General features: G+C 64.6%; 19 protein-coding genes and 1 tRNA gene. 9 read left to right on the top strand and 11 right to left on the bottom strand.

Annotated elements, in window-relative coordinates; translation table 11 throughout:
• Positions 1-6 precede the first annotated feature (6 nt).
• The 3 genes from ACYQ4W_RS13325 (at position 7) to ACYQ4W_RS13315 (ending at position 2,261) form a co-directional block, all read left to right on the top strand.
• Positions 7-558, top strand: a complete 552-nt coding sequence (locus ACYQ4W_RS13325) for a 4Fe-4S dicluster domain-containing protein (protein WP_459857508.1) — start codon at positions 7-9, stop codon at positions 556-558.
• A 73-nt stretch (positions 559-631) separates the two neighbouring features.
• Positions 632-1,402 (top strand): HPP family protein, encoded by a 771-nt coding sequence (locus ACYQ4W_RS13320; protein ID WP_459857505.1) that lies wholly within the window; start codon positions 632-634, stop codon positions 1,400-1,402.
• Between the two features lie 430 nt (positions 1,403-1,832).
• Complete coding sequence (locus tag ACYQ4W_RS13315; RefSeq protein WP_459857503.1) at positions 1,833-2,261, top strand: response regulator; 429 nt, start codon at positions 1,833-1,835, stop codon at positions 2,259-2,261.
• Here the strand turns inward: ACYQ4W_RS13315 and ACYQ4W_RS13310 are convergent.
• The 11 genes from ACYQ4W_RS13310 to ACYQ4W_RS13260 form a co-directional block, all read right to left on the bottom strand.
• Entirely contained in the window at positions 2,242-3,309 is a 1,068-nt protein-coding gene (locus ACYQ4W_RS13310) for a hybrid sensor histidine kinase/response regulator (protein ID WP_459857501.1), read from the bottom strand. The two genes, ACYQ4W_RS13315 and ACYQ4W_RS13310, sit on opposite strands and share 20 nt — an antisense overlap.
• On the bottom strand, positions 3,306-4,787 hold the full coding sequence (locus ACYQ4W_RS13305; RefSeq protein ID WP_459857499.1) for an adenylate/guanylate cyclase domain-containing protein: 1,482 nt from the start codon (positions 4,785-4,787) through the stop codon (positions 3,306-3,308). Before ACYQ4W_RS13305 ends, ACYQ4W_RS13310 begins: the two co-directional genes overlap by 4 nt.
• A 43-nt stretch (positions 4,788-4,830) precedes the next feature.
• A complete protein-coding gene (locus ACYQ4W_RS13300; protein ID WP_459857496.1) occupies positions 4,831-8,856 on the bottom strand; it encodes a response regulator in 4,026 nt (1,341 codons plus the stop codon).
• Positions 8,857-9,127: 271 nt separating this feature from the next.
• Positions 9,128-9,203: transfer RNA gene (locus tag ACYQ4W_RS13295), tRNA-Phe, on the bottom strand.
• An 81-nt stretch (positions 9,204-9,284) separates the two neighbouring features.
• Positions 9,285-9,482 carry a flagellar biosynthesis anti-sigma factor FlgM gene (locus ACYQ4W_RS13290; RefSeq protein WP_459857493.1) on the bottom strand — a complete coding sequence of 66 codons (198 nt, stop codon included), beginning with the start codon at positions 9,480-9,482 and terminating at the stop codon, positions 9,285-9,287.
• A 464-nt stretch (positions 9,483-9,946) separates the two neighbouring features.
• Positions 9,947-10,597 carry a 3'-5' exonuclease gene (locus ACYQ4W_RS13285; RefSeq protein WP_459857490.1) on the bottom strand — a complete coding sequence of 217 codons (651 nt, stop codon included), beginning with the start codon at positions 10,595-10,597 and terminating at the stop codon, positions 9,947-9,949.
• Positions 10,590-12,206: a peptide chain release factor 3 gene (locus ACYQ4W_RS13280; RefSeq protein WP_459857488.1), complete on the bottom strand. Its 1,617-nt coding sequence runs from the start codon at positions 12,204-12,206 to the stop codon at positions 10,590-10,592. The genes ACYQ4W_RS13285 and ACYQ4W_RS13280 overlap by 8 nt, the downstream gene beginning before the upstream one ends.
• Before the next feature lie 129 nt (positions 12,207-12,335).
• Complete coding sequence (locus ACYQ4W_RS13275) at positions 12,336-12,926, bottom strand: epoxyqueuosine reductase QueH (RefSeq protein WP_459857486.1); 591 nt, start codon at positions 12,924-12,926, stop codon at positions 12,336-12,338.
• The gene (locus ACYQ4W_RS13270) at positions 12,923-13,138 is read right to left on the bottom strand and encodes a hypothetical protein (protein WP_459857483.1); all 216 of its coding nucleotides are present in this window, start codon (positions 13,136-13,138) and stop codon (positions 12,923-12,925) included. The genes ACYQ4W_RS13275 and ACYQ4W_RS13270 overlap by 4 nt, the downstream gene beginning before the upstream one ends.
• 36 nt (positions 13,139-13,174) lie before the next feature.
• The gene (locus ACYQ4W_RS13265) at positions 13,175-14,617 is read right to left on the bottom strand and encodes an Rne/Rng family ribonuclease (RefSeq protein ID WP_459858554.1); all 1,443 of its coding nucleotides are present in this window, start codon (positions 14,615-14,617) and stop codon (positions 13,175-13,177) included.
• Positions 14,618-15,324: 707 nt separating this feature from the next.
• Entirely contained in the window at positions 15,325-16,323 is a 999-nt protein-coding gene (locus tag ACYQ4W_RS13260; protein ID WP_459857481.1) for a radical SAM protein, read from the bottom strand.
• 113 nt (positions 16,324-16,436) lie between these two features.
• On the opposite strand from ACYQ4W_RS13260, the gene ACYQ4W_RS13255 reads away from it, so the two are divergent.
• From ACYQ4W_RS13255 to ACYQ4W_RS13230, 6 genes are all read left to right on the top strand, one after another.
• Positions 16,437-17,330: a tRNA (adenine-N1)-methyltransferase gene (locus ACYQ4W_RS13255; RefSeq protein WP_459857479.1), complete on the top strand. Its 894-nt coding sequence runs from the start codon at positions 16,437-16,439 to the stop codon at positions 17,328-17,330.
• An 815-nt stretch (positions 17,331-18,145) separates the two neighbouring features.
• A complete protein-coding gene (locus tag ACYQ4W_RS13250) occupies positions 18,146-21,958 on the top strand; it encodes a beta strand repeat-containing protein (protein ID WP_459857477.1) in 3,813 nt (1,270 codons plus the stop codon).
• 111 nt (positions 21,959-22,069) lie between these two features.
• Positions 22,070-23,791, top strand: coding sequence for a ShlB/FhaC/HecB family hemolysin secretion/activation protein (locus tag ACYQ4W_RS13245; protein WP_459857475.1), 1,722 nt, complete (start codon positions 22,070-22,072; stop codon positions 23,789-23,791).
• Positions 23,792-23,812: 21 nt separating this feature from the next.
• Positions 23,813-24,241: a TonB-system energizer ExbB gene (gene exbB / locus ACYQ4W_RS13240; RefSeq protein WP_459857472.1), complete on the top strand. Its 429-nt coding sequence runs from the start codon at positions 23,813-23,815 to the stop codon at positions 24,239-24,241.
• Positions 24,234-24,617: an ExbD/TolR family protein gene (locus tag ACYQ4W_RS13235; protein WP_459857470.1), complete on the top strand. Its 384-nt coding sequence runs from the start codon at positions 24,234-24,236 to the stop codon at positions 24,615-24,617. The genes exbB and ACYQ4W_RS13235 overlap by 8 nt, the downstream gene beginning before the upstream one ends.
• Positions 24,618-24,627: 10 nt before the next feature.
• Complete coding sequence (locus ACYQ4W_RS13230) at positions 24,628-25,299, top strand: TonB family protein (protein ID WP_459857468.1); 672 nt, start codon at positions 24,628-24,630, stop codon at positions 25,297-25,299.
• The last annotated feature ends 58 nt before the right edge of the window (positions 25,300-25,357 follow it).

The raw sequence follows: 25,357 nt of genomic DNA, 5'->3' as shown, positions 1-25,357 counted from the left end.
GCGGACATGAAACAACTGAGCATAATGGTGGACCTGGACCGCTGCATAGGCTGCAAGACCTGCATTGTGGCCTGCCGCAACCACCATGGCCTGGTGGACCACGAGAAGTCCATGCCCGGCACCATGGCCCACTACCTGCGCGTGGAAAGCGAGCTGACCGGCACCTACCCGGACCTCAAGGAGGACTACTGGGTGGTCATGTGCCAGCACTGCAAGAAGCCGCCCTGCATCAAGGCCTGCGATGCCGGGGCCATCGCCAAGGATGTGCAGACCGGCATCGTCATGATCGACAAGGACAAGTGCACCGGGGCCAGAAAGTGCATCGAGAAGTGTCCATACGGCGTCATCCAGTTCGACGCGGCGGGCAAGTTCGCGCACAAGTGCGACCTCTGCCACGACCGGGTCATTCACGGCATGGAGCCGGTCTGCGTGGAGATTTGCCTGGCCGACGCCCTTTCCTTCGGCGAGAAGGAGATCCTGCTCATGCAGGCGGAGGCCAAGGGCAAGAAGGTGGTCAGAAAGAAGAGCACCCAGTCCATCCTCTACGTGAAGAGCTGAGCCTGACATCGGGCCGGGCGGCCCCTCTGGGGGCTGCCCGGCCTCACCACGGCCCGGCCCCCCGGAGGGCGCCATGATCCACATACGGCTCATCGCTCCGTGCAGCCGCGAATTCCAGCCGGACGTGTACCGCCCGGGGGTGATCTCCCTCACGCGCATCCTGTGGGGCTCGCTGGGCGGCGGGCTTTCCCTGGCGGTCCTCTGCCTCGTATCCACCGCCAGCGGGGTGGGCGTTTTGTATCCGCCGTTGGCCGCCACGTGCTTCATCGGGGCCTCCTGTCCGCACCTGCGCGTGGCCCGCCCACGGCAGGTCGTGGTGGGGCACCTTGTCTCAAGCGCGGCAGGGCTCGCGGCCATCGCCCTGGGCAATGCCTTCTTCGAGCCCCAGCAGGCCCTGGCCCTGCCACTCAAGCTCGGCCTGGCGGTAGGGCTGGCCACCGTGCTCATGCAGCTTTTCGATGCCGATCACCCGCCCGCCGCCGCCACTGCGGCGATACCGGTGCTCCTGCCCTTGCCGGTCGCACCGCTGCTCCTGCCCCTGCACATGGCCTGGGGCGGCATGGTGGCCTCGCTGGGGCTACTGGCCTGGAACCGCCTGTGGTTCGATTTCCCGCCGCCCGAGGCCGAGGGCTGCACGCCCTGCCTGAGGCTCCGGCAAGGCCGCCTGGAGGCGCTGGGGTTGGGCTTCTGCGCGTTGGGGACTTTCGGCATGGCCCTGCGGCCGCTGTCGGAGTCTGCCTATCTTGGCGGAGTTATCGCCATGGCCCTGGGAGGGCTGGAGCTGCTTTTCCAGCACTTCGCCGCGGCCAAGGTGGTGGCGGTTGAGGCGTTGAACCGGGAGTAGCCGGATGATGCCTTCCAGGCAGACAAGCGGGCATGCTTGCGTGCATGGCAAAGACGAACCATCCTGGTGGCAGTGATCCGCAGTGCGCGGGCGATGTCTCTTCCAACCTCTTGGGGCGATTCGGGGTGAGCGAAACCGAATCGAAATTTTCCTCATTCTGCATGGTTTCATTTTTTTGAAGCAGGTCAGCCAAGAGCCCCCAAAAACTGCCTTCACCCCTTGTGATCGCTGCCGGCGCTTTCATTTGCCTGCCGGATTGCATACAAAGCAGCCATGACATCAAAATGAGCCTTGTCAGGACCGCCGGGAACAAGAGAGGCCCCGGGGCACGAACAATCCGGCGACGGCTCAACGGGACTCTTGGCGCGCTTGCCGAGGACGCCGGGCGACCCCAGCCTCTTGTGCGCAAAACCCTTTTGAGTGGAGCATTATGGCCATCGACACCAGCATCAACATTCTCATCGTGGACGACTATCAGTCCATGCGCCGCACCATAGCGGACATCCTGCGCCACCTGGGATTCCGCAACCTGTTCTACGCCGAGGACGGCAAGCAGGCCTTGCGGCGGCTGGACGAAACGCAGATCGGCCTCGTGATCCTGGACTGGGACATGCCGGTGATGACCGGCATTGAAGTGCTGCGGCAGATGCGCGCCAGCACGTTGTGGAAGAATCTGCCGGTGATCATGGTCACCGCCGTGGCCGCACGCGACAACGTGCTGGAGGCCATCGACTCCGGCGTGACGAACTACATCGTCAAGCCATTCACCCCGCAAACGCTGGACAAGAAGCTCAAGCAGGTGCTGGATAAACTGGCGGAGACGGCTGAGCCCGTGCCCTTCAAGCCGCCGGCAGCGTAACCGTCACGGCGGTACCCGCCGCCTCGTCGGTGCGCATGGCTATGTCGCCGCCGTGGGCCAAGGCGATGAGCCGAGCCGAGTAGGTGCCAAGGCCCGTGCCGCGTGTCTTGCCGCTGGTGGCATACTTTTCGAAAAAGCGCTCGCGCATGTCCAGGGGCACGGCCCCGTGGTTGCGCACCTCGATGCTGACGCCGCTCCCCCCGCGCAAAAGCTCCATCTGAAGCGCGCCTCCCTCCGGCGAGGCCTCCACCGCGTTGGTGATGAGGTTGCCCAGCATGGAGTGGCAGAGCAACTCCTCGCCCTGTGCGGAAAATTCCTCCTCCTGGCTTGCGGGCCTGCCCCCAACCAGCAATGCAACCGCCAGCCTGCGGGTGGCGATGGCGTCCTCCAATCCACCTAATATCTTGCGCACCACAGCCAGCAGGTCGAATTCTTCCTGGTGCAGCTGGTATTCGCCGCATTCCATTCGGTATAGCGCCGTGGTCAGGTTGATCATGGACAAGAGCGTGTAGCCGGAGTCCTCGATGCGCCGGAGCATGTCGCGCTGCGGCTCCTCAAGGTTCGCATCCATGAGCAAGAGCTGCGGCAGGCTGATGATGGTGGTCAGCGGGCTCTTGAGGTCATGGATCATGATGCGCTCCACGTCCTGCTTCATGCGGATGGCCTCGCGCAGGGCCAGGTGGTTCTTGATGCGCGCCAGGGCGATGGCGGGGTTGAAGGGCTTGGTGATGTAGTCGATGGCCCCGAGGTCCAGTCCCCTCGCCTCGTCCTCCGCGTCTGCCAGCGAGGTGACGAAGATCACCGGAATTTCCTCGGTGCGCTCGTCAGCCTTGAGCCTGCGGCAGACCTCGTAGCCGTCCATCTCCGGCATCATCACATCAAGCAGGATCAGGTCCGGCACGGGCTCGGCCAGGGCGATGGAAAGGGCCTGCGCCCCGCTGGTGGCCAGGGCAAGTTCGTAGTCGGCCCTGAGCGCGTTGGCCAAGAGCTTCAGGTTGGCCGGGGCATCGTCCACGGCCAGGATTTTTGCCTTCCTGCGCATCGTCATCCGTTCGCTCCAGCCTGGGCTGTCAGTTGAGCCAAGAGCGCGCGCACCGGCACAATGCCCGCGTACACGTCCTGCCGGGTCACCACCACAGGGTCGAGCTCCTGCCCGGTGGCGCGGCCCGCGGCCTTGCGCGCGGCCAGGAGGGACTGGGCCGTGGCCTCCACCACAAGCAACTGGGACTGCATGATTTCACGCACATGACGATCCCGCCAGGAGGATTCGGTGGCGCTGGTACCGCGCAGGGCCATGAGTGCGGCGTTTTTGACCAGGCCCACGGGCACCTCGTCCTCCAGCACCACAGCCACGGCAAAAGGATCGTTTCCGAAGCGGCCGGCCAGATCGCACAGCAGGGTGTCCGGACTTACGGGCTCCGAGGCCTCCAGCAGGCGCCCCACGGATTCAGGGGCGTCCTCGGTGGCGGCGTTGGCGGCGAAGTCCACTGCCTCGTAGGTCATCAGCGGGTAGGGAATGCCTTTGAGCTGCAGCGGGGTCTTGCGCACGCAGTGGATCTTGTCCTTCACCAGTCCGTAGGTTTCATGGGAGAGGAGAATCTGGCCGGGCGCGGCTGCGGTCTCCAGCCGTGCGGCGATGTTCACCTGGCTGCCGATGATGGTGTAGTCGATGCGCTCCGCGCTGCCGAAGTTGCCCACGGTGCAGTAGCCGCTGTTGATGCCGATGCGCACCTGAAAGGGCGTCTCGATGCCGCGCGCGTACCACTGCTTGCGCAGTTCGATGAGGGCCTCGCGCATTTCCATGGCCATGGAGACGCAGGCCACGGCGTCCTCTTTCTCGCCCCTGCTCGTGGGGTCGCCGAAGAAGATGAGGATGGCGTCGCCGATGAACTTGTCGATGGTGCCGCCGTACTTGATGCAGATCTTGGACATGGCCTCCAGATAGCTGTTCAAGAGCGAGGATATCTCCTCGGCCTCCATGCGCTCCGTGGTGGCGGTGAAGCCCACGATGTCCGAGAAGAAGATGGTCAGCTTCTTGCGCCGGGACTCCACCGTGGCCTGGGTGCGGCCCTCGAAGATCGCCTGATAGACCTGGGGGGAGAGATACTTGGACAGCTTGCCCGAGAGGGCTTGCAGCTCCTGCGACTTCATCCGCAGGCCCACGGCGGAGCGCACGCGGCTTTTGACTATGGGAGGGCTCACGGGCTTGGTGACATAGTCCACGGCGCCGAACTCGAAGCCCTTGGCCTCGTCGTCCACCTCGTGCATGGCCGTGACGAAGATGACCGGGATGTCGCGGGTCCGCTCGTCGGCCTTGAGGCGGCGGCAGACCTCGTAGCCGTCCATCTCCGGCATCATCACGTCCAACAGCACAAGGTCGGGCCGGGAGTCTGCGGCGAAAGCCAGCTCCAAAGCCGCCTGGCCGCTGGTGGCCACGCTGAGGTCGTAGTCCTCTCGCAAGAGGTCAGAGAGCACCTTGATGTTGGCCGGGGTGTCGTCCACAATGAGGATTCTAGGATTGCTCATAAGCTCCGTTGCTCTCGTGTCGGTTCAGCCATGCCCGGGCCGGCTAGCCAAGGGCGATGTCCAGGGCTCGGGCCAGGGCGTCCAGTGCGGCCAGGGCTCCCTTGAAGTCGAACATGTCCAGGGCCTCGGCGATCTGCGCGGCCTCCGACCCACCGGAGCCGCCCAAGGCGGCCTTGAGCCTTTCCAGGGTCGCCTCGGCGTCGGGATTGTTCTTCTTCAGCATTTCGGACAGCTCGCGGGCGCTTGCCTCCGCCGCGGGGCGGTCCATCTCCCGCCCGGCGCTGGCCTTGGCTGCCTGCAGGGCCTCGGCGGCGGCCTCTTCCGCCATAGGCCTCAAGCCTGCGATGACCTCGGCCAGGCGCTCGGCCACGGGAGCGGACAAGGTGCTTATCTTCGCCATGTCCTCTGCTTTCAGGGCGGCGTCGAGGTCCGTTGCCGCCAGATGCAGGGGCATGGCCCCGATGTTGCCCGCCACGCCCTTCAAGGTGTGGGCCAGGCGCTTGGCGTCATCCAGTCGGTTTTCGTTCACGGCGGTGGTGATGCCGGTCATAGCGCTCGTGTAGTCACGCTGGAAGTCCAACAGGAGCTTGCGATACAGCTTGGCGTTTCCCGCCACGCGTTTGAGCCCAAGGGCAGCGTCGATGCCTGGCAAGTCGCCGGGGACAACAGCGGGAGCCTCCTGTGGGGCGTCAGCGGGCAGGAGAGTATGGTCATTGACGCGAGGCTTGATCCACTTCGCCAGCGTGGTGAAGAGCGCGTCCGGATCGATGGGCTTGGTGACGTGATCGACCATGCCCCCGGCCAGACTCTTGTCTCGGTCCCCGGCCATGGCGTGGGCGGTCATGGCGATGATCGGCAGGTCCGCATGCTTCGGGTCGGCGCGCAGAATCGCCGTGGCCTGGAAGCCGTCCATCCTGGGCATCTGGATGTCCATGAGGATGGCGTCGTAACTGCCCGCCTGGGCCATCTCCACGGCCTCCTTGCCATTGTTCGCGATGTCGACAATAAGTCCGACGGATTCCAGCAACTCGCAGGCCACTTGCTGGTTGATCTCGTTGTCCTCGGCCAGGAGCACGCGCGCGCCCCGGATGCCGGCCAGGGCCTCGGTCTGCTCCTGCCTGGGCTTGAGCGGCCGGACCTCCTTGTCCACAGTGCGGCCGAAGACGTCCATGATGGTGTTCAGAAGCACGGACTGGTTCACCGGCTTGATGAGGAAGCCTTCCAGCCCGGCCTCGCTCGCCTGCTGCATGATCTCCTCGCGGCCGTAGGCCGTGACCATGATCACCGTGGGAATCTTGGAGAGCTTGGCGTCGTGCTTGATGCGCGTGGAGGCCTCGATGCCGTCCATGCCGGGCATCTTCCAGTCCATGAGCACGAGGTCGTAGGCCTCGCCCCGCTCCGCCGCGAGTTCGAGCTCCACAATGGCCGCCTGGCCGGATTCCGCCTCGCCTGGCCGGAAGGTCATGGCCGTCAGCGCCTCGGTGAGGATTTCGCGGCTGGTGGCGGAGTCGTCCACCACGAGCACGCGCAGGCCGCGCATGTCGCCCACGCTCTTGGCGCGGCGTTCCCGCGCCTCCTTCTGCAGGCCGAAGGTGGCGGTGAAGATGAAGGTGCTGCCCACCCCCGGCTCGCTCTCCACCCAGATCTTGCCGCCCATCATCTCCACCAGGCGCTTGCTGATGGACAGCCCGAGGCCCGTGCCGCCGAACCTGCGTGTGGTCGAGCTGTCGGCCTGGGTGAAGGCCTGAAACAGCTTGGCGGCCTGTTCCCGGGTCATGCCGATGCCGGTGTCGCGCACGCTGAAGCGCAGGGTGGCCTTGTCCTCCTGCAGTTCCACGAGCTCAACCCGCGCCACGATCTCGCCGGACTCCGTGAATTTGATGGAATTGCCGGCCAGGTTGATAAGGATCTGGCCAAGGCGCAGCGGGTCGCCCACCAGGGACTGCGGCACGTCGGGCTCGGTGCGCAGCAGCACCTCCAGGCCCTTTTCCTCGGCCTTGACGCTGATGAGGTTGGACAGGTTCTCGAGCACGTCCTCCAGGTGGAACTCCACCTCCTCCATGTCCATGCGCCCGGCCTCAATCTTGGAGAAGTCGAGGATGTCGTTCAGGATGCGCAAGAGCGCCTTGGCCGAGCCATCGATTTTCTTCAGGTAGTCGCGCTGCTTGGGGGTCAGGTCGGTCTGCAGGGCCAAGTGGGCCATGCCAATGACCGCGTTCATGGGCGTGCGGATCTCGTGGCTCATGTTGGCCAAGAAGTCGCTCTTGGCGCGGGTGGCTTCCTCGGCGGCTTCTTTCGCCTGGAGGATGGCCTGCTCGGCCAATTTCTGCTCCGTGATGTCCGAGAAGGTGATGACCGCGCCCACGAGCTTGTCGCCGCGCAACATGGGCGCGCCGGAGTAAGACACGTCAAAGCTGCTGCCGTCCTTGCGCCAGAACACTTCCGTTGCGCAGGTGATGGCTTCATGGTGTTCCAGGGCGCGCCGCAAGGTGCATTTTGCCACCGGGTAGGGCGTGCCGTCGGGGTGGGTGTGATGCATGAGCTCGTGGTTGTGCTGACCCAAAAGCTCGTCCGGGCTGTTGTAGCCCAGCAGGCGCACGGCGGCCGGATTGACGAAGGTGATGCGCCCGTCCGCGTCGATGCCGTAGATGCCCTCGGTGACGGATTCGAGCAGCATGCGGCTGCGCTCTTCGGCCGCTTCCAACTCCTCCTTGCGCACCCTGATCTGCATTTCCGAGACCGCCAGCTGCTCCGCCTGGGCCTGGGTCTCCTCAAGGAGCCGCCGCGTTTCCATGTTCTTGTGCAGAATCTCCAGCCGGACGCCGACCAGCGGCAGGAGCGCGTCGAGCAGGGCGCGCTGGCCCTCGCTCAGGGGCGCCATGGTCGCCAGGTCGATGACCGCGACCACGCGGCCTTGGCTCAAAACCGGGAAAATCGAGGAACGTTTGGGCACGATGCGGCCCACCGCCGAAGAGACGGTGAGCTCCTCCGGCTCCAACTCGACTTCGCAAGGGTGCGAGTCCAGGGCGCACTGCCCCACGAGCCCCTCGCCCAGGGCATAGGACCGCGCGGCGCCGGCGCCTTCCAGGGCGAACCCGCCGACCTGCACCAGCCGTGAGGAATCGTGCTCGCGCAGGTAGAGCGCACCGCGCAGCATGCCCACTGATTCGGACAGCTTCGAGAACAGCCGCGAGGCGAAAGCGGCATGGTCTTCGACCTCCTGCAGGGACTCCGCAACTCCCGCTGTCTCCTCCTTGACCCAGGACTGGACCTCCCGCTCGCGAGCCACCTGCTGCAGTGCGTGCAGGGCGCGGCTGATCTCGCCCACCTCGTTGGTCCGCTCCTGGAAGGGCACCAGCCTGATGAGGCTGCCCTCGGCAATGCCCTTGATGCAGTCCCGTAGCGTCAGGATGACCTTTACCACCTCAAAATGGGCGACGAAGAACGCCAGACCGAGGGACATGGCCAAGCCGATAAGCGCCACGGTCCAGGTGACGGAGACGGCGTGGCGCGTCTGTTCCGAAATTTTGTCAGACTCCTTGTCGATTTCCGCAAAGAGCTGATCGGTCAGCGCCTTTGTGGAATCCTGGATGAGCTTGAATCGTGGCGCAACTTTGGCGTGCACGGCCTGGACAGCCTTGGCGTCTTCGTTGCGCAGGGCAACGGCCCGGACTTGGTTCACCTCCTCCATGTACTGGTTGAACCGCTCCGACAGGCCGTCAATGCGGGTTTTGTCCTGCGGGCTATGCTGCTTGGCCTCCTCCAACCGTCCGTAATATCCCCTGACAGACCCCTCCAACTCGGTGCCGGTCTTGGCCAGCTCCTCTGGATCCTGCTCAACGATGAGCTCATACAGCTGTTGCTGGATGAAGATGAGACGCTGGTTGGAACGCGCCAGGGCCACGGCGGCCTTGGCCTTGCCCGCAAGCAGCTCATTGTAGCGTGTGTCGATGCGCTCCATCTCCTGCGAGAAGAACCACAGGGCGGACATGACCATGATCCCCAACGGAGCCAGGGCCAGGAGGAGTTTTGTGCGTGTGGTGAAATTCGACAGCCAGGAAATGCGCATTGCATCCTCCATCCTGTTCGTTGCGGCGAGACGGCGCTGGGGGAGAGCTGCGCCATATATACTACGCATAGTGATAGGCCAAGTTCCTGCCATGGCGCAATAGCCGGATTCCAGGTGTGGCGCTGTCAAGAGGTGGAGGCAGAGAGACGAAGCGGCAAGGTCAACTTTCAATCTCCAAATCCGCTTCGGGCAAAGGTTGCCCAGGATTGCACAAAACCACCGCACCAACGAAAAGCCCCTTACAACTTTCGTCGTAAGGGGCTGATCTTTCTGGTGCCGAGGGAGAGAATTGAACTCCCCACACGGGGATTTTCAGTCCCCTGCTCTACCAACTGAGCTACCTCGGCAAACGTGAGAAAGCTCAACTACCCGAAGTGCGCGCCTCTTGGCAAGCGAAAAATGCGCTCTGGCGGCAGAAGTTCGCCAATCTAGAGATTGCGGACGATCATGTTCGCCAGAGAGCGCGCCAGGTCTCGGACATCGGGACGGTACACGCCGCTGCGTATCTGGTTCTTCAACTTGTCGAGATACTCCACACGCTCCAGTTCGTCGGGCTGTGCGCAGGCGGCCTCCGCCATTTGCAGCCTTGTGCGGGGCTTGGCCGCGCCAGCTGTCTGCTCGGTCATTGTGTCTCCTCCCTTCTTGGCTCTCTGCACTGCGCGCGGCGTTGGTCGGTCGAGCTTGTGCGCGCAGACGAAACAGGCAGGGGCGGAAGGCCGCGGTGGGTGGGCTTGCGCCCCTGCCCGATAGCGGCGAAGTCCCTTTCGCCCATCTTCACGGCCGCCCTGATCCTGGGCTGCCGGCAGCGGAACCGGTCGGTCGGTGCCGTTGCTGGCATCTTATCGGCGTTCCGGGCAGCGTGGATTAGCCCAAGCTTCGCACAATTAATAATTCCTCGCCTTATCCATATAACTCAGAATGATAGACCTACAGCTCTTGGCTATGCGAACGATTTAGACGCGCAGGCGCGGCAAACCAACGCAATGCTCACCCGCCGCAACCCGGAACAAAGCGGAAGGGCCTGGGACGCCGCAGCATCCCAAGCCCTTCCGCTTGCGGGGCCAAGTGGCGCCCCGAGGATGTTTTCCGCTTACAGCGCGCCCAGCTCCACAAAGCGCAGGTACAGCTCGCGGCTGATCCAGGCGTCGGTGGCGGCGTAGACGATCTGCTTGGTGGAAAGGGCCTCGCGCGCCCAGTTGGAGCACTGCGCGCCCTTGCTGATGCGCACGCCCATGAGGTTGGCGGAGAGGTTGCGCAAGCCGTGGGTCATCATGCCGAGTTTCTTCGCCACCTCGCCCAGGTCGACGAACTGGCGCTCGGTGAACTCGAAGTGCTGCTTCAGCCCCTTCAGGTCGTCGCGCACGGACACGCCGCTTTTTATGCTGTGCCGAGAGGCGAGCAGCTCGGCCAGCACGGCCTTGTCCGCCAACTTGGCCAGCTGGAAGATGTACACGTCCTTGTGCCCGGCCAGCTGGAGCAGCGCCGGGGGAGGAATCTGGCCCTTCTTGAAGATGGGCCGGGTCTCGGTGTCAAAGCCCAGCAGCTCTTCCTCGTGCAGCACTTTCATGGCCTGGTGCAGCTGGCGGTCGCACTCCACAAGGATGATCTTGCCCACAAAGGCGGTGAGGGGCAGCAGGCCTATTTCTTCGGAGGTGAAGGCGCGGCGGTGCTCTTCGGGCATTTCCGCGCCCTCGCGCACCGGGGCCAGGGGCTTCAGGAGAGCGGGGTCTGTTTTACTCATTTTCACGGATGGTGTTGAAGCTTATGTCGGACCATTTTTCCTGGGTGTCCTCCAGCCGCCACTGGCTGGGGGCCAGATAGGCCAGATTGTCCTCGGCGTCTTTCGCCAGGGAGTTGTGCATGGCCCGTTCGAAGTCGGCAAGCTTGCGCTTGTCGTCACAGGCGATGAACCGCGCACAGGTGTACTGCACGGGCTCGTAGAGCGCCTCCACGCCGTATTCGTCCTTCAGCCGCGCCATGATGACGTCGAACTGCAGCACGCCCACGGCGCCGAGGATGTAGTCGTTGCCCTGCAAGGGGCGAAACACCTGCACGGCGCCTTCCTCGGCCAGCTGGCCCAGGCCCTTTTGCAGCTGCTTGGCCTTGAGCGGGCTCTTCAGGATGACGCGGCGGAAGTGCTCCGGCGCGAAATTGGGAATGCCCGTGAATTTGAGCGGCTCCTTCTCGGTGAAGGTGTCGCCGATCTTGATGGTGCCATGGTTGTGCAGGCCGATGATGTCGCCGGGCCAGGCCTCGTCCACGTTGCTGCGGTCCTGGGCCATGAAGATGGTGGCGTTGGCGATGGTCACGTCTTTGCCGATGCGGTGGTGGCGCAGCTTCATGCCGCGCTGAAAACGCCCGGAGCAGATGCGCAGGAACGCGATGCGGTCGCGGTGGGCCGGGTCCATGTTCGCCTGGATCTTGAACACCACGCCGCTGAAGTCCGGCTCCGTGGGTTCAACCTCGCGCGTTTCCGGCGCGGTGGTTATGGCCACGCGCGGGCGCGGGGCCGGGGCCAGCTCGACAAAGGCGTTCAGCAGTTCCTGCACGCCGAAGTTGTTGATGGCGCTGCCGAAGAACACCGGGGTCTGCTTGCCCGCCAGGTAGCGTTCGCGGTCAAAGGGGTAGCCCGCGCCCTCCACCAGCTCCATGTCGCGGCGCAGGTCGGCCGCCTGCTCGCCCAAAAGCTCGTCGAGCCGCGGGTCGTTCAGGCCCTTGATGACGAGGCCTTCCTGAATCTTGCCGCCGTGCGTGGCGGAGAACAGGTGCAGCTCGTTCTTCAGAATGTTCCAGGTGCCCTTGAAGCTTTTGCCCATGCCGATGGGCCAGGTCATGGCCGCGCACTCTATGCCCAGGCTCTCCTCGATGTCGGAGAGCAGCTCGAGCGGTTCGCGTCCTTCGCGGTCCATCTTGTTGATGAAGGTGATGATGGGCGTGTCGCGCAGGCGGCACACGTCCATGAGCTTTCGGGTCTGCGTCTCCACGCCCTTGGCCGAGTCGATGACCATGACCGCGGAGTCCACGGCGGTGAGCACGCGGTAGGTGTCCTCGGAAAAGTCCTGGTGGCCCGGGGTGTCCAGCAGGTTGACCGCGTAGTCGCGGTAGTCGAACTGCATCACCGAGCTGGTGACGGAGATGCCGCGCTCGCGCTCCATGGCCATCCAGTCGCTGGTGGCATAGCGCGCGGCCTTGCGGGCCTTGACCGTGCCGGCCATTTGGATGGCGCCGCCGAAGAGCAGCAGCTTTTCCGTCAGCGTGGTCTTGCCGGCGTCCGGGTGGCTGATGATGCCGAAAGTGCGGCGACGGCCGACTTCACGCGCCAAATCTTTAGCAAATTGGGGATCTGTCACAGGTGCTCCAAAAAAGGGGCGGCGGACGAAAATACGTTCCGCCGCATGGAAAATCGCGGCACTTTCCCTCAGATATGCCCAAAGGTCAAGTGCGGCAGGGAACCGAGGCAAGCGCCCCGGCAAAGGCGCTTACAGGGCGATCTGCTTGCGGTAGCGGTCGTGCTCGCTCAGCACGCAGCCGCAGTATTGCTGCCGGTAGACGCCCCACTCCTTGGACAGGCGGATGCCCTCCTGCCAGCCGGGCCGGAAGTCTTCGCCCAGAAAGGCGAGCCCGGCGCCCGCGTGCCGCGCCCCGGCGTCGAGGATGGCCTGGTGGTTCTGGTACTTGCTGTAGAGCAGGGTGGTGCTGTAGCGCGCAAAGCCGAGGCTTCGGGCCAGGCTTGCGGCCCGCTCCAGGCGGATGTCGTAGCACAGGGGGCAGCGCAGGGCCATGTCGGCCATGCCCGCGCCCAGGGCGGCTATCCTCTCCAGCCAGGGACCGGGAAAAGCGGCGGCCTCATCGTCCTGGTCCGCCAAAATGACCGGCGCGCCCAGCTTTTCCGCCACGGCCAGCAGCCCCTCGCGGCGACGCAGATACTCGGACAGGGGGTGGATGTTCGGATTGTAGAAATACAGCGTGGGCGCAAGGCCCATGTCGCGCAGGCGCATGAGGGACGTTATGCTGCACGGACCGCAGCAGGCGTGCAGCAAAATCGCGTTTTCAGACGGGGTGGTGTTCATGGCGTTGGCTTTGTCGGTATGGTGGATTGCGCTTCCGGGGACGCTGGCGGCGGGCCGGGCATGCCTTCCGGCGGGCGCTCCCGGCCAGGCTCCCCGGAGGACAGGGCCTCGGAGAGCTTGCGGATGTCCGGCGAGCGCGGCGCAAGGAGCTTGAGCACCCGGGCCAGGCCCCAAAGGGCCACAAAAAACAGCAGGGTGGCCAGGGCTTCCACGATTCCTTCCCTTGCCGCCAGCCTGTGCCGCAGCCGCTACGGCAGCTTGGGGTCGACGACGATCTCCACGCGGCAATCCACGCGCGCGCCCATTTCGGTGAGCAGCTCGCGCTTGTTGTTCAGCATGTAGATGGCCAGCTCCTGCCCCACGGGCACCTGCAACGGGCTGGGGCAATTGGGGCGGCGCAGCAGGCGGTGGATGGTCTTCATGGCCTGCAGGGCCTGCCATTCCAGATTGCGGCGTATGCCCGTGCCGCCGCAGCAGGGGCAGGGTTCGGTGGAGACGCTGATGGCCGAGGAGCCCAGGCGCTGGCGCACCAGCTCCATGAGTCCGAAGGGCGAAATGCCGGACACGTCGGTGCGGGCGCGGTCGCTTTTGAGCGCCTGGCGCATGACCTTTTCCACCTCGCGCAGGTGCTTGTTGTCCTTCATTTCGATGTAGTCGATGATGATCTGGCCGCCGATGTCGCGCAGGCGCAGCTGGCGGGCGATCTCCTGGGCGGCTTCGGTGTTGGTCTTGAGCGCCATTTTGGCGAAACTCTGCTCGCCGCCGATCTTGCCGGAGTTGATGTCCACGCTGGTGAGCGCCTCGGTGTGGTCGAACACCAGCCGCCCGCCGGAGGGCAGGGTGACCTCGCGGGAGTAGATCTGCTCCACCTGCTTGGTGAGGCCGAAGCGCTCCCACAGGGTGCGCTCGTGCTCGGCGTGGACCTTGACCATGTTCGGGCTCTTGGGAAAGGCCAGCGACACGTACTCGCGAATCTGCTCGGCGGTGTCGGGGTCGTCCACCCACACCTCGGAGACGTCCGGGGTCAGGTAGTCGCGCGCGGCGCGCACGGAAAGCTCCATCTCCTTGTAGACCAGGGAGGGCGCCTTTTCGGTCTGCACCTTTTTGCGGATGTCGCCCCAGAGGCGGTGCAGGTACTTGTAGTCGCGCATGAGCTCGGTCTTGGCCCGGCCGATGCCCGCCGTGCGCACGATGAGCCCCACGCCCTCGGGCGGGGAAATCTGGTCGATGACGCCCTTGAGGCGCTCGCGCTCTTTTTCGTCCTCGATCTTGCGGCTGACGCCCTGCTGGTCGCGGCCGAGGGTGTAGACGAAATAGCGTCCCGGCAGGGACAGATAGCTGGTGACGAACGCGCCCTTCTTGCCCGTGGGCTCCTTCACCACCTGGACAAGGACCTCCTGGCCGGGCCGCAGCACCTTCTGCATCAGCGGAAAGCGCGCGCCCTTCTTGAGCGGGTAGGAGCCCTGGTAGTATTCCGGGTGCACTTCGTCGATCTGCAAAAATCCGTTGCGCTCGGCCCCGTAGTTGATGAAGGCGGCCTGGAGCGCGGAGTCGATGTTGTGGATGTAGCCTTTGTAGATGTTGCCCTTGGTTTTGGCCTGGTGCATCATCTCCACGTAATATTCCTGCACCGCGCCGTCCTCGGTGAGCACCACCTCGACCAGCTCGCCGGGCAGCACGCCGATGAACATCTTCTTGCGCTTCTTCTTGCAGTCCTTGCCGGAGGCCGGGGCGTCGTCGCCCTGGTCCTCGCAGTATTCGGAAACGAGCCCCTCGGCGTCGTCATCCATGGCGTCCAGGGCGTCGGCCTGCCCGGCGGCGGCAGGGGCGACGGCGTCCGGCTGGGCCTTGGCCTTGCCGGAACGGCGGCCGCGGCTGCGGGAGCGGCCCTTGGGCTTCGCGTCCTGGGTGTCTGCTTCGGGCTGGGCTGCTTCGGGCTGGCTGGATTGCGCTTGTTCAAACGCGGGCTGGGCGTCAAAACCGGAGTCCTGGCCGATGCCGTAGGCGGCGTCGACGGCCTGGGCCTCGCCGCCGGCCTGGGCGGCGGGACGGTTTCCGGACTGTCTCGAAGCCTGGACGGAGGTCTGGGCTGACGGCTGATCGGAACCCTGCTCGGAAGCCTGGCCCGCGGGCTTGTCCTTGCGCCTGCGGCCACGGCCGCCGCGGCGCCCACGCGAGCGCTTGGCCGGTTTGCCGTCCGCGCCTGTTTCGGCGCCTGCCTGTGCTTCTCTCTGGGAATCGGCCGGAGCGGCCTGCGGGGCATCTGCCTGGCCCGAAGGCCGGTCGTCGTTCGCGTCAGTCATGAAAGATCCTCGATCCTAAGAAAATTAAAGAAATTTGGTCTGCGCGCACAATGCGGCAGCAGGTCCATCCGGGGGAGCGGCCCGCAGCGCGGCGCCTAGCCGCGCGCTTGGTAGAAGACGATGCCGTCCGCGCCGTCCCGGCGGACTTCTTCCACCAGGCCCTGCGTCAGGAGTTCGGACAAGGCGCGCTCCACTTCGCCGGTGGATGCAAAAAGCGCGCTCGCGAGCTGCGCTGCTGTCTGCGGCCTGCGCGCCAATGATGCCACTATGCGCGCGCGGACCTCGTCTTGGGCCATGCCCCCCGACTGTTCTTGCCTCTTTTCCGCGCGTCCTGCAAGTGCGGTGCGGCCGCTGGCCGCCTCTCCGGCCATGGCGCCCAGACGTTCGCGCCAACGCGCCAGCGTCTGCGTGTCTACAGGCCGGGCCCAGGCCTCGGTGCCGGGACGCGAAAGGGTCACCACGTCCACGCGGTCGGGCCGCAGATTGCCGCAGTATTCCGCCAGGGCCTCGAAATTCCGCGCCGTGTCGTTGACGCCCGCCACCAGCAGCACTTCCAGGTAAAGCCTGGCCCCGCTCTCCAGGCGGAAGGCCGCGATGCCCTCGGCAATGGCCCGCGGGTCCAGCGCCTTGTGGCCCCGGTTCACGCGGGCGAATTCCTCCGGCACCAGCGAGTCCAGGCTGGGCAGAACCATGTCGGCCTGGGCCAGCTCGGCGCGCACGGCCGGGTCGGGCATAAGGCTTGCGTTGGTGAGCACGGCTACGGGCACGCCGGGCAAAATCGCCCGCGCCCCGGCGATGATCGCCGGCATGTCGCTGTTGAGGGTGGGCTCGCCCATGCCGCCCAAGGTCACCACGTCCGGCAGGGGCTCGCCGCGCCGGACCCGGTCGGCCTCCCAGGCGCGCAACTCCGCAAGCAGCGTTTCCGCTGCCACATACGGCGCGCGGGTCATGGTCAGCCGCGTCAGCGGCCCGGCCTCGCAGTACACGCAGTTCATGGAGCAAATGCGCACGCCGAGAAGGTCGAGCCCAAGGGAACGGCCCAACCGCCCGGACAGCACCGGGCCGAACACATAGCGAAACGTCTCCCGCTCCATCTCCGCTCCCTTGCCGCGTCCGCGTGCGGCTTGACGCCGGGCGGCGCGCCCTGTAGGCCCTGGTCAACGCATACGGCGGGGCCTTTCCGCTCCCGCATCCACTCGGAGGAATCATGATCGAAGCCGGACAGCTTGTGCTGGTCATCAGCCCCAAGGGCAAACGCTTTATACAAGCCATGGATCCCGCCAAGGAGATCCACACCCATGACGGCCGCATCCTCATGTCCGACATCTCGGAAGCGGGCTTCGGCGGCATTGCGCGCTCGCATTTGGGCCACCCGTACCGCGTGCTCAAGCCCACGGTGTACGAACTCATCAAGGGCGTCAAGCGCCAGACCCAGATCATGTACCCCAAGGAGATCGGCTACCTGCTGCTCAAGCTGGGCGTCACCCCGGGCAGCCGCGTCATCGAGACCGGCACCGGTTCGGCCGGGCTCACCCTGGCGCTGGCCACCTATGTGGGCGACACCGGCATGGTCTACACCTACGAGCGCCGCGAGGAATTCTACAAGCTCGCGCAGAAGAACCTCGCCCGCGTGGGCCTGTCGCACCGCGTCACCCAGCATCTGGCCGACATCGAAGAAACCGGCTTTGAGCAGACCGATGCCGACGCCCTTTTCCTCGACGTGCGCGTGCCCCAGGACTGCCTGCACCACATTCCCAAGGCCGTGCGCCCCGGAGCCATGTGCGGCTTCCTGCTGCCCACCTGCAATCAGGTGAGCGACCTGCTGCGCGGCCTGGAGCAAGGCCCCTTCACCGAGCTCGAAGCCCTCGAGATTCTGGTGCGCCGCTACAAGACCGTGCCCGACCGCCTGCGCCCCGAAGACCGCATGGTCGCCCACACGGGTTTTTTGGTGTTCGCGCGGTGCATGGAGAATCCGGAGCCCTTCACCCGCCCGGCCAAGGCGCCCGTGGGCGAAGCCGATCCCGACCTCGGCCCGGAGACGGACGGCCCGCTGGGCAGGGAATCAGACGGCGGCGAAGAAGACACCGAGGCCACGGAGTAGGCGAACGCCGCTCGGTTCCCCCGGCTGCTTCCCTCTCGCACCCGGTTCCCGGTTGCGCCTTGACCGCACCGCCAGCCAGCCTTTCTTTCCTTTCCGCGCAAAAGCGCCAGAGCCACACCCGGCCCTGGCGCTTTTGCATTTCCCCCTCTCCTTGCCCGCCGCCCCGCAATGCCTGTCCGCCGGGCCTGCCGGTCCGGCTTTGCGGACCAGGAGGCCCGGCGCATGGGGAGTCCAGAGGGCGAATGCCCTCTGGCGGGGAGCGAAAAAGAAATATCTTACCCCCAATGACCGCGCGTCTTGACGCGCCGTAGTGCCAGCATGTGCGACGGCGAGGGGGAGCGCCGACTTTCGCTCAGGCTCGGGGGATATACAAATGACGCTTACTCAACAGGGGAGATCCTTTGGCTTGAGGTGAGCCGAACCAAAACGAGGATGCTCGCACCGTGAAAGGTCCGGTTTCAAGTGGCAGGGCACTCTGCCGGATCATGGCCAAACATGTGGGGGGGGCGCCGTGCGTTCTGGCGCAACACCCGAGCATCCGGCAAGGGCTAAAACAGCACATTTGCCAAAATTGCACATTTGAAATTTTGCAGCCCTGGGGGTTTGAGGATGGCCCGCCAAGGCGAGAAGCAGCCTGCAATATAATACTCAACATTCTCCTTACTTGGCCTTTGAGGTCTCTGGGGCCGGATCTTTGCAGCCTCCCCCTTCCGGCTGTCACGATTAGTAAAAAATACAGCATATTGACATTTGTGGCAAAATCATGGCTATTCTGGCAACTCATATTTCGCCACCTGCATGCAAGGAGTTGTGCCATGAATATCCTGCCCCCCACAGGATCGTTCAGGCTTTTTCGTACCGTCGAAATTGTCCTGAGCTATTTCCTCATCTTTTCTCTTCTCTGCCCTTGGTCCGCGGTGGCTGCGCCCACTGGCGGCCAGGTGGTCAGCGGCTCCGCCACCATCAGCCAGAGCGGAACCACCACCAACATCAACCAGAGCACCAACACCGCCATCATCAACTGGCTGGGCTTCTCCATCGGCTCCACCGAGACGGTGAACTTCTACCAGCCGAGTTCATCGGCAATGACCCTCAACCGGGTCATCGGCAATGAGAAGAGCATCATCTCCGGCGCACTGAACGCCAACGGCAAGGTCTACATCGTCAACGCCAACGGCATACTGTTCAACTCCAGCGCCAGCGTGAACACAGGCGGGCTCGTGGCCTCCACCCTTGGCATCACCGACGCCAATTTCAACGCCGGGAATTTCGTGTTCCAGGGCAACGGCCAGATGGGCCAGGTCATCAACCTGGGCGTCATCAAGGCCACGGGCAGCGGAAGCACCGGCGGCTACGTGGCGCTGCTGGGCGACCAGGCCATCAACGAGGGAGTGATCATTGCCGACAAAGGCACGGTCTCCCTCAATGGCGCGCAAAAGGTGACGCTGAATTTCAACGGCGACTCCCTGGTCAGCGTGACCTTGGACGAGGGCTCGCTCAACGCTCTGGTGGAATCCAAAAACGCCATCATCGCCGATGGCGGCAAGGTCATCCTCACCGCCAAGGCCGCCAACGAACTGGTGGCCTCGCAGGTGAACGTGAGCGGCATCGTGCAGGCCCGTACCCTGGCCGACCTGACCGGCGGCATCGAGGTGTATGCCCACGGCGGCACGGCGAACGTCTCCGGTACGCTGGACGCCTCCGCCCCGAACGGCGGCAATGGCGGCACCATCGAAACCAGCGGCAGCACCGTGAAGATCGCCGACAGCGCGGTCATAACCACCTACGCACCTTACGGAAAGACCGGCACCTGGCTCCTCGACCCCGTGGACTTCACCATCGCGGCCTCTGGTGGAGATATCACCGGCGCGGCCCTGGGCAACCTGCTGCGCACCAACAACGTCACCATCCTGTCCAGCCAGGGCGCCAGCGGCACCAACGGCGACATCAACGTCAACGACTCCGTCACCTGGGCGGACTACCTGCTGACCCTGAACGCCTTCCGGAACATCAACATCAACGGCGTGCTCTCGCCCTCGGGCGCAAGCGGCGGCCTCAGCCTCATCGCCGGAAACGACATCTTCTTCAATTCCGCGCTGGCCCTGGGGGCAAGCAGCCTCACCGCCACGGCGGGCGGCAAGATCAACCTCGCCGCCCCCCTGAGCTGGACAGGCGGCCAGACGGTGGCCCTAACCGCCGCGAACAATCTGAACCTTTACGGTACCATCACCGGCAACGGCGGTACGCTGAACCTGACCTCCACAGGCGGCGACATTTTGTTCGACGGCATCACCTCGCTGGGGGCCACCACGCTCAATGCCGTCGCCACCGCTGGCAACGTGAACCTGAACGCGGCGCTGACCTGGACCGGCGACACCACCGCCACTCTCACCGCCGGTCAGGCCATCAACATCAACGCCCCGCTCACCGCCACGGGAACCAACGCCCACCTGGCGATGAACTACGGCACGGACTACAATATCCTCACCAAGGCCAGCTACGCGGGGCCGGTGTTGAACGCCGACGGCACTGCCGTGGCGCAGATCGCGCCGGTTGGCGCGGTGTACGGCTCGGTCACGCTTTCCGGCGCAAATTCCGCTCTGACAATGAACGGGCAAAGCTACACGCTCCTGCGAAGCCTGGCCGACTTCAACAATCTGAGCTCCCTGGTTTCCGGCGGGCACTACGCCCTGGCCAACGACATCGACTTCTCCGGCACGGACTTCACGAGCTTCAGCAAGACCGGCTACTTCGGCGGCAGAACGTCACTCTCCTACACTTACGGGGGCCTGCTCATCGGCTATCTGTCGGATGCGACCCTGGCAGGGCTCGGCCACAGCCTGAACAATATCACCGTGGGCAGCGCCAGCTCACCCGTGGCCATCGCCAAGGCTTACAACGGCATCATCGGAATCATCGGCGGCACAAGCGTCGTGCGCGACCTCGGCATCGACAACCTCAACATTCATGCCACGTCATACTACACATCGAACACGGTTCGCACGCCCACCATTTCTTACATCGGCGGGCTTGCGGGCTATGCGCTGGGCACGGCCACCGCAAGCCCCACCATCAAGTACGTGTACACCGACGGACAGATGACGACGACACAAGGCGCGGGATACGGCATCAGCAACGCTGGCTTGGTCGGCTTTGCCCTCTACACGGCATTTGACCACGACGCCGCCAATGTGGACATCCATTCTTATGGCAACGCGAGCGGGTTCGCCAATACTCTCATGTACGGAACCCTTTCCAACTCGGACGCGACCGGCGACGTAACCTCCGCCGGCGGCGGAGCATTCGGGTTCGCCTCCAGCGTCACCGACACGGGCGTCAGCTATGTGTATGCGACCGGAGACGCCACGAGCCCAAGCACGTCTTCGAGCGGGGCTGGACTGTTCGGCGAGTACGACACGTACTCCAAAACTGGGAGCGTCAAGTACTCCTTCGCCACGGGCAAAGTGTACGGCGGCTATAACCTCGGCGGCCTTATCGGCACAGTGCGGACCAGCAATGGTTATGCCCTCAACCTGGACCACGTGTACGCCACCGGCGACGTGACGGGATACACGGCCAGCGGCACCGACGCCGGCATTGGCGGGCTCATCGGCTACGCTTACCTGCAGAGCGGAAACCTCAACGTGAGCAACGCATTCGCCAAGGGCAACGTCTCGCTCGTTCTCGCCTCCACGGACACGCACAGCTCCTACTTCACTGGCGTTGGCGGGCTCATCGGCTTCCAGGAAACCTATTCGTCCTCACATAGCGCCTTGAACCTCAGCAACTCCTTCGCCTCGGGCGATGTCACCGCCGCCCAGAGCTGGTACGTGGGCGGCCTCGCCGGTTGGCTCAGCTCCGCCAACATCTCCAATTCCTACGCCGCTGGCGATGTCGTCGGCTACAACAACGCGGGCGGTTTGGTCGGCTCCTTTTACACAGGAACCATAAGCAATGTGTACTCCACCGGTTCGGTGACAGGATTGAAGGACGCGACGGCGCTCGGCACGGCCAACGGCGCCTTCATCGGCGCAGGCACCGACATCACGGCGACCGGGAATAACTACTACAGCTTGGACGTTTCCGGCAGCGCCAGCACCAACTCTCTCGGCAACGCCGCCTACTCCTCCCTTGGCGGCACGGGCAGCGTGACGGGCCTGAGCAACACGCAGGGCCTTGGCGGCACTGTGCCCAACACCTCGGCCATCACCGGCTCCAACCCCGGCCAGGAGGCCGCGGCCACGGCCGCCAGCGCCACCTCAAGCGCGGCGGCGACAGCGTCTTCGGCCATCTCTGCCGTGAACCAGCGGGTCCAGGCCGCGCAACAGTCGACCATGACCCAAGCCACGCAGGCGGCCAGCGGGCAGCAGGCCAGCGCCGTGGAGACCCCGGCCGCCGTGGCCCAGGCGGTGGCCACCCCGTCGCAGCAGGTGTCCCTGGCCGACGCCATCCGCGACTTCGGGAGCCTGGGTGGCAGCGGCGGCGGCGGTTCCTTCCGGGCTGGGGTGAAGACCATTTCGGCCGACGGCGTGACCTACACCGTGGAGGAGGACGGCCCGACCGGCGCGGCTGGCGCGGGCAGCGGCAACAGCGCGCCCCTGAATCAGAACGCTCAGCCCGCCCAGTAGGCCCGTAAGCCGTCCGTCATGACTGAAGCCGCCGCCAGAGAAACCAACCGCGCCGACGCAAGGCGCTGCCCTTCCGCGCCGGAATGCCCGCGCGTCACGCCAGGAGAGACCATGGAGCCTACCTTCCCCCCACGCACGTTCCACTCCACACCCCGCCGCTTCTTCGCGGGAGCCGCCCTCGCCGCCCTGGCGCTGTGCTTCCCTGCGCTCCCCGCCGCCAATGCGGCCTCCCCGCAGGTGCCCAACATCGGCACAGTCATGCAGGATGCCCAAACCGCGCGCCCCGCGCCCCCGCCATTGCGGGAGGACACGGACATTGTGAAGAAGCAGGACTTGGAAACGCAAGGGGACCAGAGCGGGCCGACGATTGCCGTGCGCGAATTCAAGCTCGAAAACGTTGAATACCTGCCCGAGGCAGAGATCCAGAAGGTCCTGGAGCCGTTCAAAGGCCGCAGCCTGACCATGAAGCAGCTGGACGAGGCCACCAAGGCCGTGGGCGAGCTGTATCAGCGGAAGGGCTATGCGGCGGTCAAGGCCTACCTGCCCAAGCAGTCCGTCACCGATGGCGTGGTGGTCATCCGGGTGCTCATCGGCAAGTACACCGCGCCCACGTCGGAAAACCAATCTCTGGTCCGGGACTCGCTCATCAACGCAAGCCTCAAGGACAGCCTGAAGGAAGGCGCGCCCGTGCGCAGCGCGGACCTGGAGCGGGCGGTGCTGCTCATCAGCGACATGCCCGGTGCGGGCATGCCCACGCTGAACATCGGGCCCGGGCAAACGCCTGGCACCACAGACGTGTTCACCCAAGTGCCGAAGGGCAAGGAGTACGGCGGCTACTTCCTGGCCGACAACGCGGGCTCACGCTACACCGGCCGCCTGCGGTACTCCGCCGGGGCCGAGATGGCCTCGCCCTTCGGCATCGCCGACAAGCTCTCCGTCTCCGGCATGACCACGGAAACCGGGGGGCTGACAAGCTATGCGCTCAACTACGGCTTTCCGCTGACGCCAAGCGGCTTGCGCCTCAACCTCGGCTATACGCACACGGCCTACGAGTTGGGGGACGCCTTCAAGGATATCGACGCCAGCGGCACGGCGGACGTGTACCAGGGAACCTTCAGCTACCCGGTCATCCGCTCGGCCTCGCGGAACCTGTACCTTAATCTGGATATTGCGCACAAAGAGATGTCGGACAAGTACGGCGCCTTCGATGAGGACAAGCACCATTACACCACCCTCGGCAAGCTCGGCCTGGTGCACGAATCCTGGGGATCGATCTTCGGAAAGTCTCTCTACACGCGCATCGGCGGAACAGTGACGTACGGCGACTTCACCCTCGGCCTAGCCGAGGACGACGCCAGGCACGTTGGCGGCTCGTTTGCCTACGCCTCCATGGAATTCATGGCCAGCCTCACGCTGACGGACAACTGGTCCTTCGCCCTTTCAGGCAGCGGCCAGCAAACCTTCGACAAGAACCTGGACTCCAGCGAACAGTTCATCGTCACCGGCGCCAGGGGAGTGAAGGCCTACCGCGAGACCATCAGCGGTGACAACGGCTATCTGCTGAACGGGGAGTTGAAGTACAAGCTCCCTTCCATCGCCAAGTACGAGCATGCGCTCGGCGGCTTTGTGGACAATGGCGGCTGGAATTACGCGAAGACCCCTTTCCCGTCCCCGCATGAGGGCAGCATGTCGGACGCCGGCGTCGGCTACTACATGAGCTATGGGACCTTCTCCGGCAAGGTGCAGGTGGTGCAGAGCCTGGGCAAATACCCCGTTGGCCTGAACCTGGAGTCGCAGCCAGCGGTCTGCGCCTCGTTCATGTTCACAATCTAACCAGAGGAAAGAAGGGACAATATGGGCATGGGATGGCTCGATGGCCTCATCGATTACGGCGTTATGGGGCTGCTTTGCCTACTAAGCGTTCTGGTGCTTGGCATCAGTATTGAGCGCATTTCGTTCTTCCGTGGCGTGGACGTGAAGCCCGTGACGAACAAGAAGGCGCTGGAACTGGAATTGAGCAAGCGGCTGCATGTGCTGGGCACGGTGGCGAGCGCGGCTCCTTACCTTGGGCTTTTGGGCACGGTGCTTGGGATCATGCTGACCTTTTACAACATGGGTCTGGACAAGTCCTTCGACTCCGGCAAGATCATGGTCGGGCTGTCCCTGGCCCTCAAAGCCACGGCCGTAGGGCTCGTGGTGGCGCTCATGACCGTGGCGTTCTATAATTATCTGTTGCGCCGCGTGCGGGTCATCCTCCTCGAATGGGACATAGAACATGGATGATAAACCGGTTGACAGCCTGAACATGATCCCGTTCATCGATATCATGCTGGTGCTTTTGACCATCGTGCTGATGACGTCGAGCTTCATCGCCTCGGGCCGCATTCCGGTACAGCTGCCCCAGGCCAAGGCCGCCGAGACGGACAAGACTCCGCCGAGGACCATCGACATCGACGCCAAGGGCGTGGTCTACTTCGAGGACAAGGCGATCACCCCTGCGGAACTCCAGTCCCGGCTGGCGGGTTTGGCTGGGGACACGCCGTTTCTGGTGCGGGCGGACCGCGACGTGCAGCTGCAGCGGTTCATCGATGTGGCCGACGTGTTGAAGCAGCTCAATTTCAAGCGGGTCGCCATTCAGGTCGAAGCCGCAAAACGCTAGGACGCAGCACGTGGGCATCAGCAAAAAAAGTCTCGGCCTGAACCGGGCCCTGGGCATCTCCGCCGGGGTGCATCTCCTGCCCTTTGTGCTGTTCTTCACGCTGACGCAAATCCGGTTCCTCTCGCCCCCCCCAAAGGGCGAACCCCTGCTGCTGGAACTGGCTGGCATCGTCAGCAACCAGCAGACGCAGGGTGAGCAGGCGGTGGCGTCGCGGGGCGAGAAGCAGCCGCAAGCGGCGCAGCAGAAGGCCGCGCCTCCTGCTCCAGCCCGGGCCGATGACCCGGAGGGCGTGTCCGACAGCACCCGCCAGGCCGTGGCGCACGCCGCCCAGGGACAGCAAGCGCAGGCCAGGGAGGGCCAGACCCAGCAAACCACCGGCAAAAACGAGCAAGAGGGCTCGCGCATGCGCCAGTACATGTCCGAACTGGGCCGCCTTGTGAACAGCCGCGTGCGCTATCCGGTCAAGGCCAGGGCCAAGGGGCTTACGGGCGTGACCTATGTCGCCTTCACCGTGTCTGACGGCGGCGGTATCGTGGCGGGCTCGGAATCCGTGCACAGGACGAGCGGCTCTCCCGAACTCGATCAGGCCGCTTTGAGCGCAGTGCGCAACATGGAACGCGTGCCCGCTCCCCCCCACTCCGTGCAGGTGGTCGTCGCCATCAACTTCGCGCAGAGCGGCTGATCCGCACACCCGGCCCTGGTGCTTTTGCATTCCCCCCCTCCTTGCCCGCCGCCCCGCA

The sequence above is a fragment of the Humidesulfovibrio idahonensis genome (assembly GCF_054657715.1).
This window is presented reverse-complemented; position numbering and strand designations above follow the sequence as displayed.

Excerpts from the sequence above, each read along its gene's own strand:
- ACYQ4W_RS13325 (WP_459857508.1), top strand. The coding sequence starts at position 7 with ATGAAACAACTGAGCATAATGGTGGACCTGGACCGCTGCATAGGCTGC.
- ACYQ4W_RS13320 (WP_459857505.1), top strand. The coding sequence starts at position 632 with ATGATCCACATACGGCTCATCGCTCCGTGCAGCCGCGAATTCCAGCCG.
- ACYQ4W_RS13315 (WP_459857503.1), top strand. The coding sequence starts at position 1,833 with ATGGCCATCGACACCAGCATCAACATTCTCATCGTGGACGACTATCAG.
- ACYQ4W_RS13310 (WP_459857501.1), bottom strand. The coding sequence starts at position 3,309 with ATGACGATGCGCAGGAAGGCAAAAATCCTGGCCGTGGACGATGCCCCG.
- ACYQ4W_RS13305 (WP_459857499.1), bottom strand. The coding sequence starts at position 4,787 with ATGAGCAATCCTAGAATCCTCATTGTGGACGACACCCCGGCCAACATC.
- ACYQ4W_RS13300 (WP_459857496.1), bottom strand. The coding sequence starts at position 8,856 with ATGCGCATTTCCTGGCTGTCGAATTTCACCACACGCACAAAACTCCTC.
- ACYQ4W_RS13290 (WP_459857493.1), bottom strand. The coding sequence starts at position 9,482 with ATGACCGAGCAGACAGCTGGCGCGGCCAAGCCCCGCACAAGGCTGCAA.
- ACYQ4W_RS13285 (WP_459857490.1), bottom strand. The coding sequence starts at position 10,597 with ATGAGTAAAACAGACCCCGCTCTCCTGAAGCCCCTGGCCCCGGTGCGC.
- ACYQ4W_RS13275 (WP_459857486.1), bottom strand. The coding sequence starts at position 12,926 with ATGAACACCACCCCGTCTGAAAACGCGATTTTGCTGCACGCCTGCTGC.
- ACYQ4W_RS13265 (WP_459858554.1), bottom strand. The coding sequence starts at position 14,617 with ATGTTCATCGGCGTGCTGCCCGGCGAGCTGGTCGAGGTGGTGCTCACC.
- ACYQ4W_RS13260 (WP_459857481.1), bottom strand. The coding sequence starts at position 16,323 with ATGGAGCGGGAGACGTTTCGCTATGTGTTCGGCCCGGTGCTGTCCGGG.
- ACYQ4W_RS13255 (WP_459857479.1), top strand. The coding sequence starts at position 16,437 with ATGATCGAAGCCGGACAGCTTGTGCTGGTCATCAGCCCCAAGGGCAAA.
- ACYQ4W_RS13250 (WP_459857477.1), top strand. The coding sequence starts at position 18,146 with ATGAATATCCTGCCCCCCACAGGATCGTTCAGGCTTTTTCGTACCGTC.
- ACYQ4W_RS13245 (WP_459857475.1), top strand. The coding sequence starts at position 22,070 with ATGGAGCCTACCTTCCCCCCACGCACGTTCCACTCCACACCCCGCCGC.
- exbB (WP_459857472.1), top strand. The coding sequence starts at position 23,813 with ATGGGCATGGGATGGCTCGATGGCCTCATCGATTACGGCGTTATGGGG.
- ACYQ4W_RS13235 (WP_459857470.1), top strand. The coding sequence starts at position 24,234 with ATGGATGATAAACCGGTTGACAGCCTGAACATGATCCCGTTCATCGAT.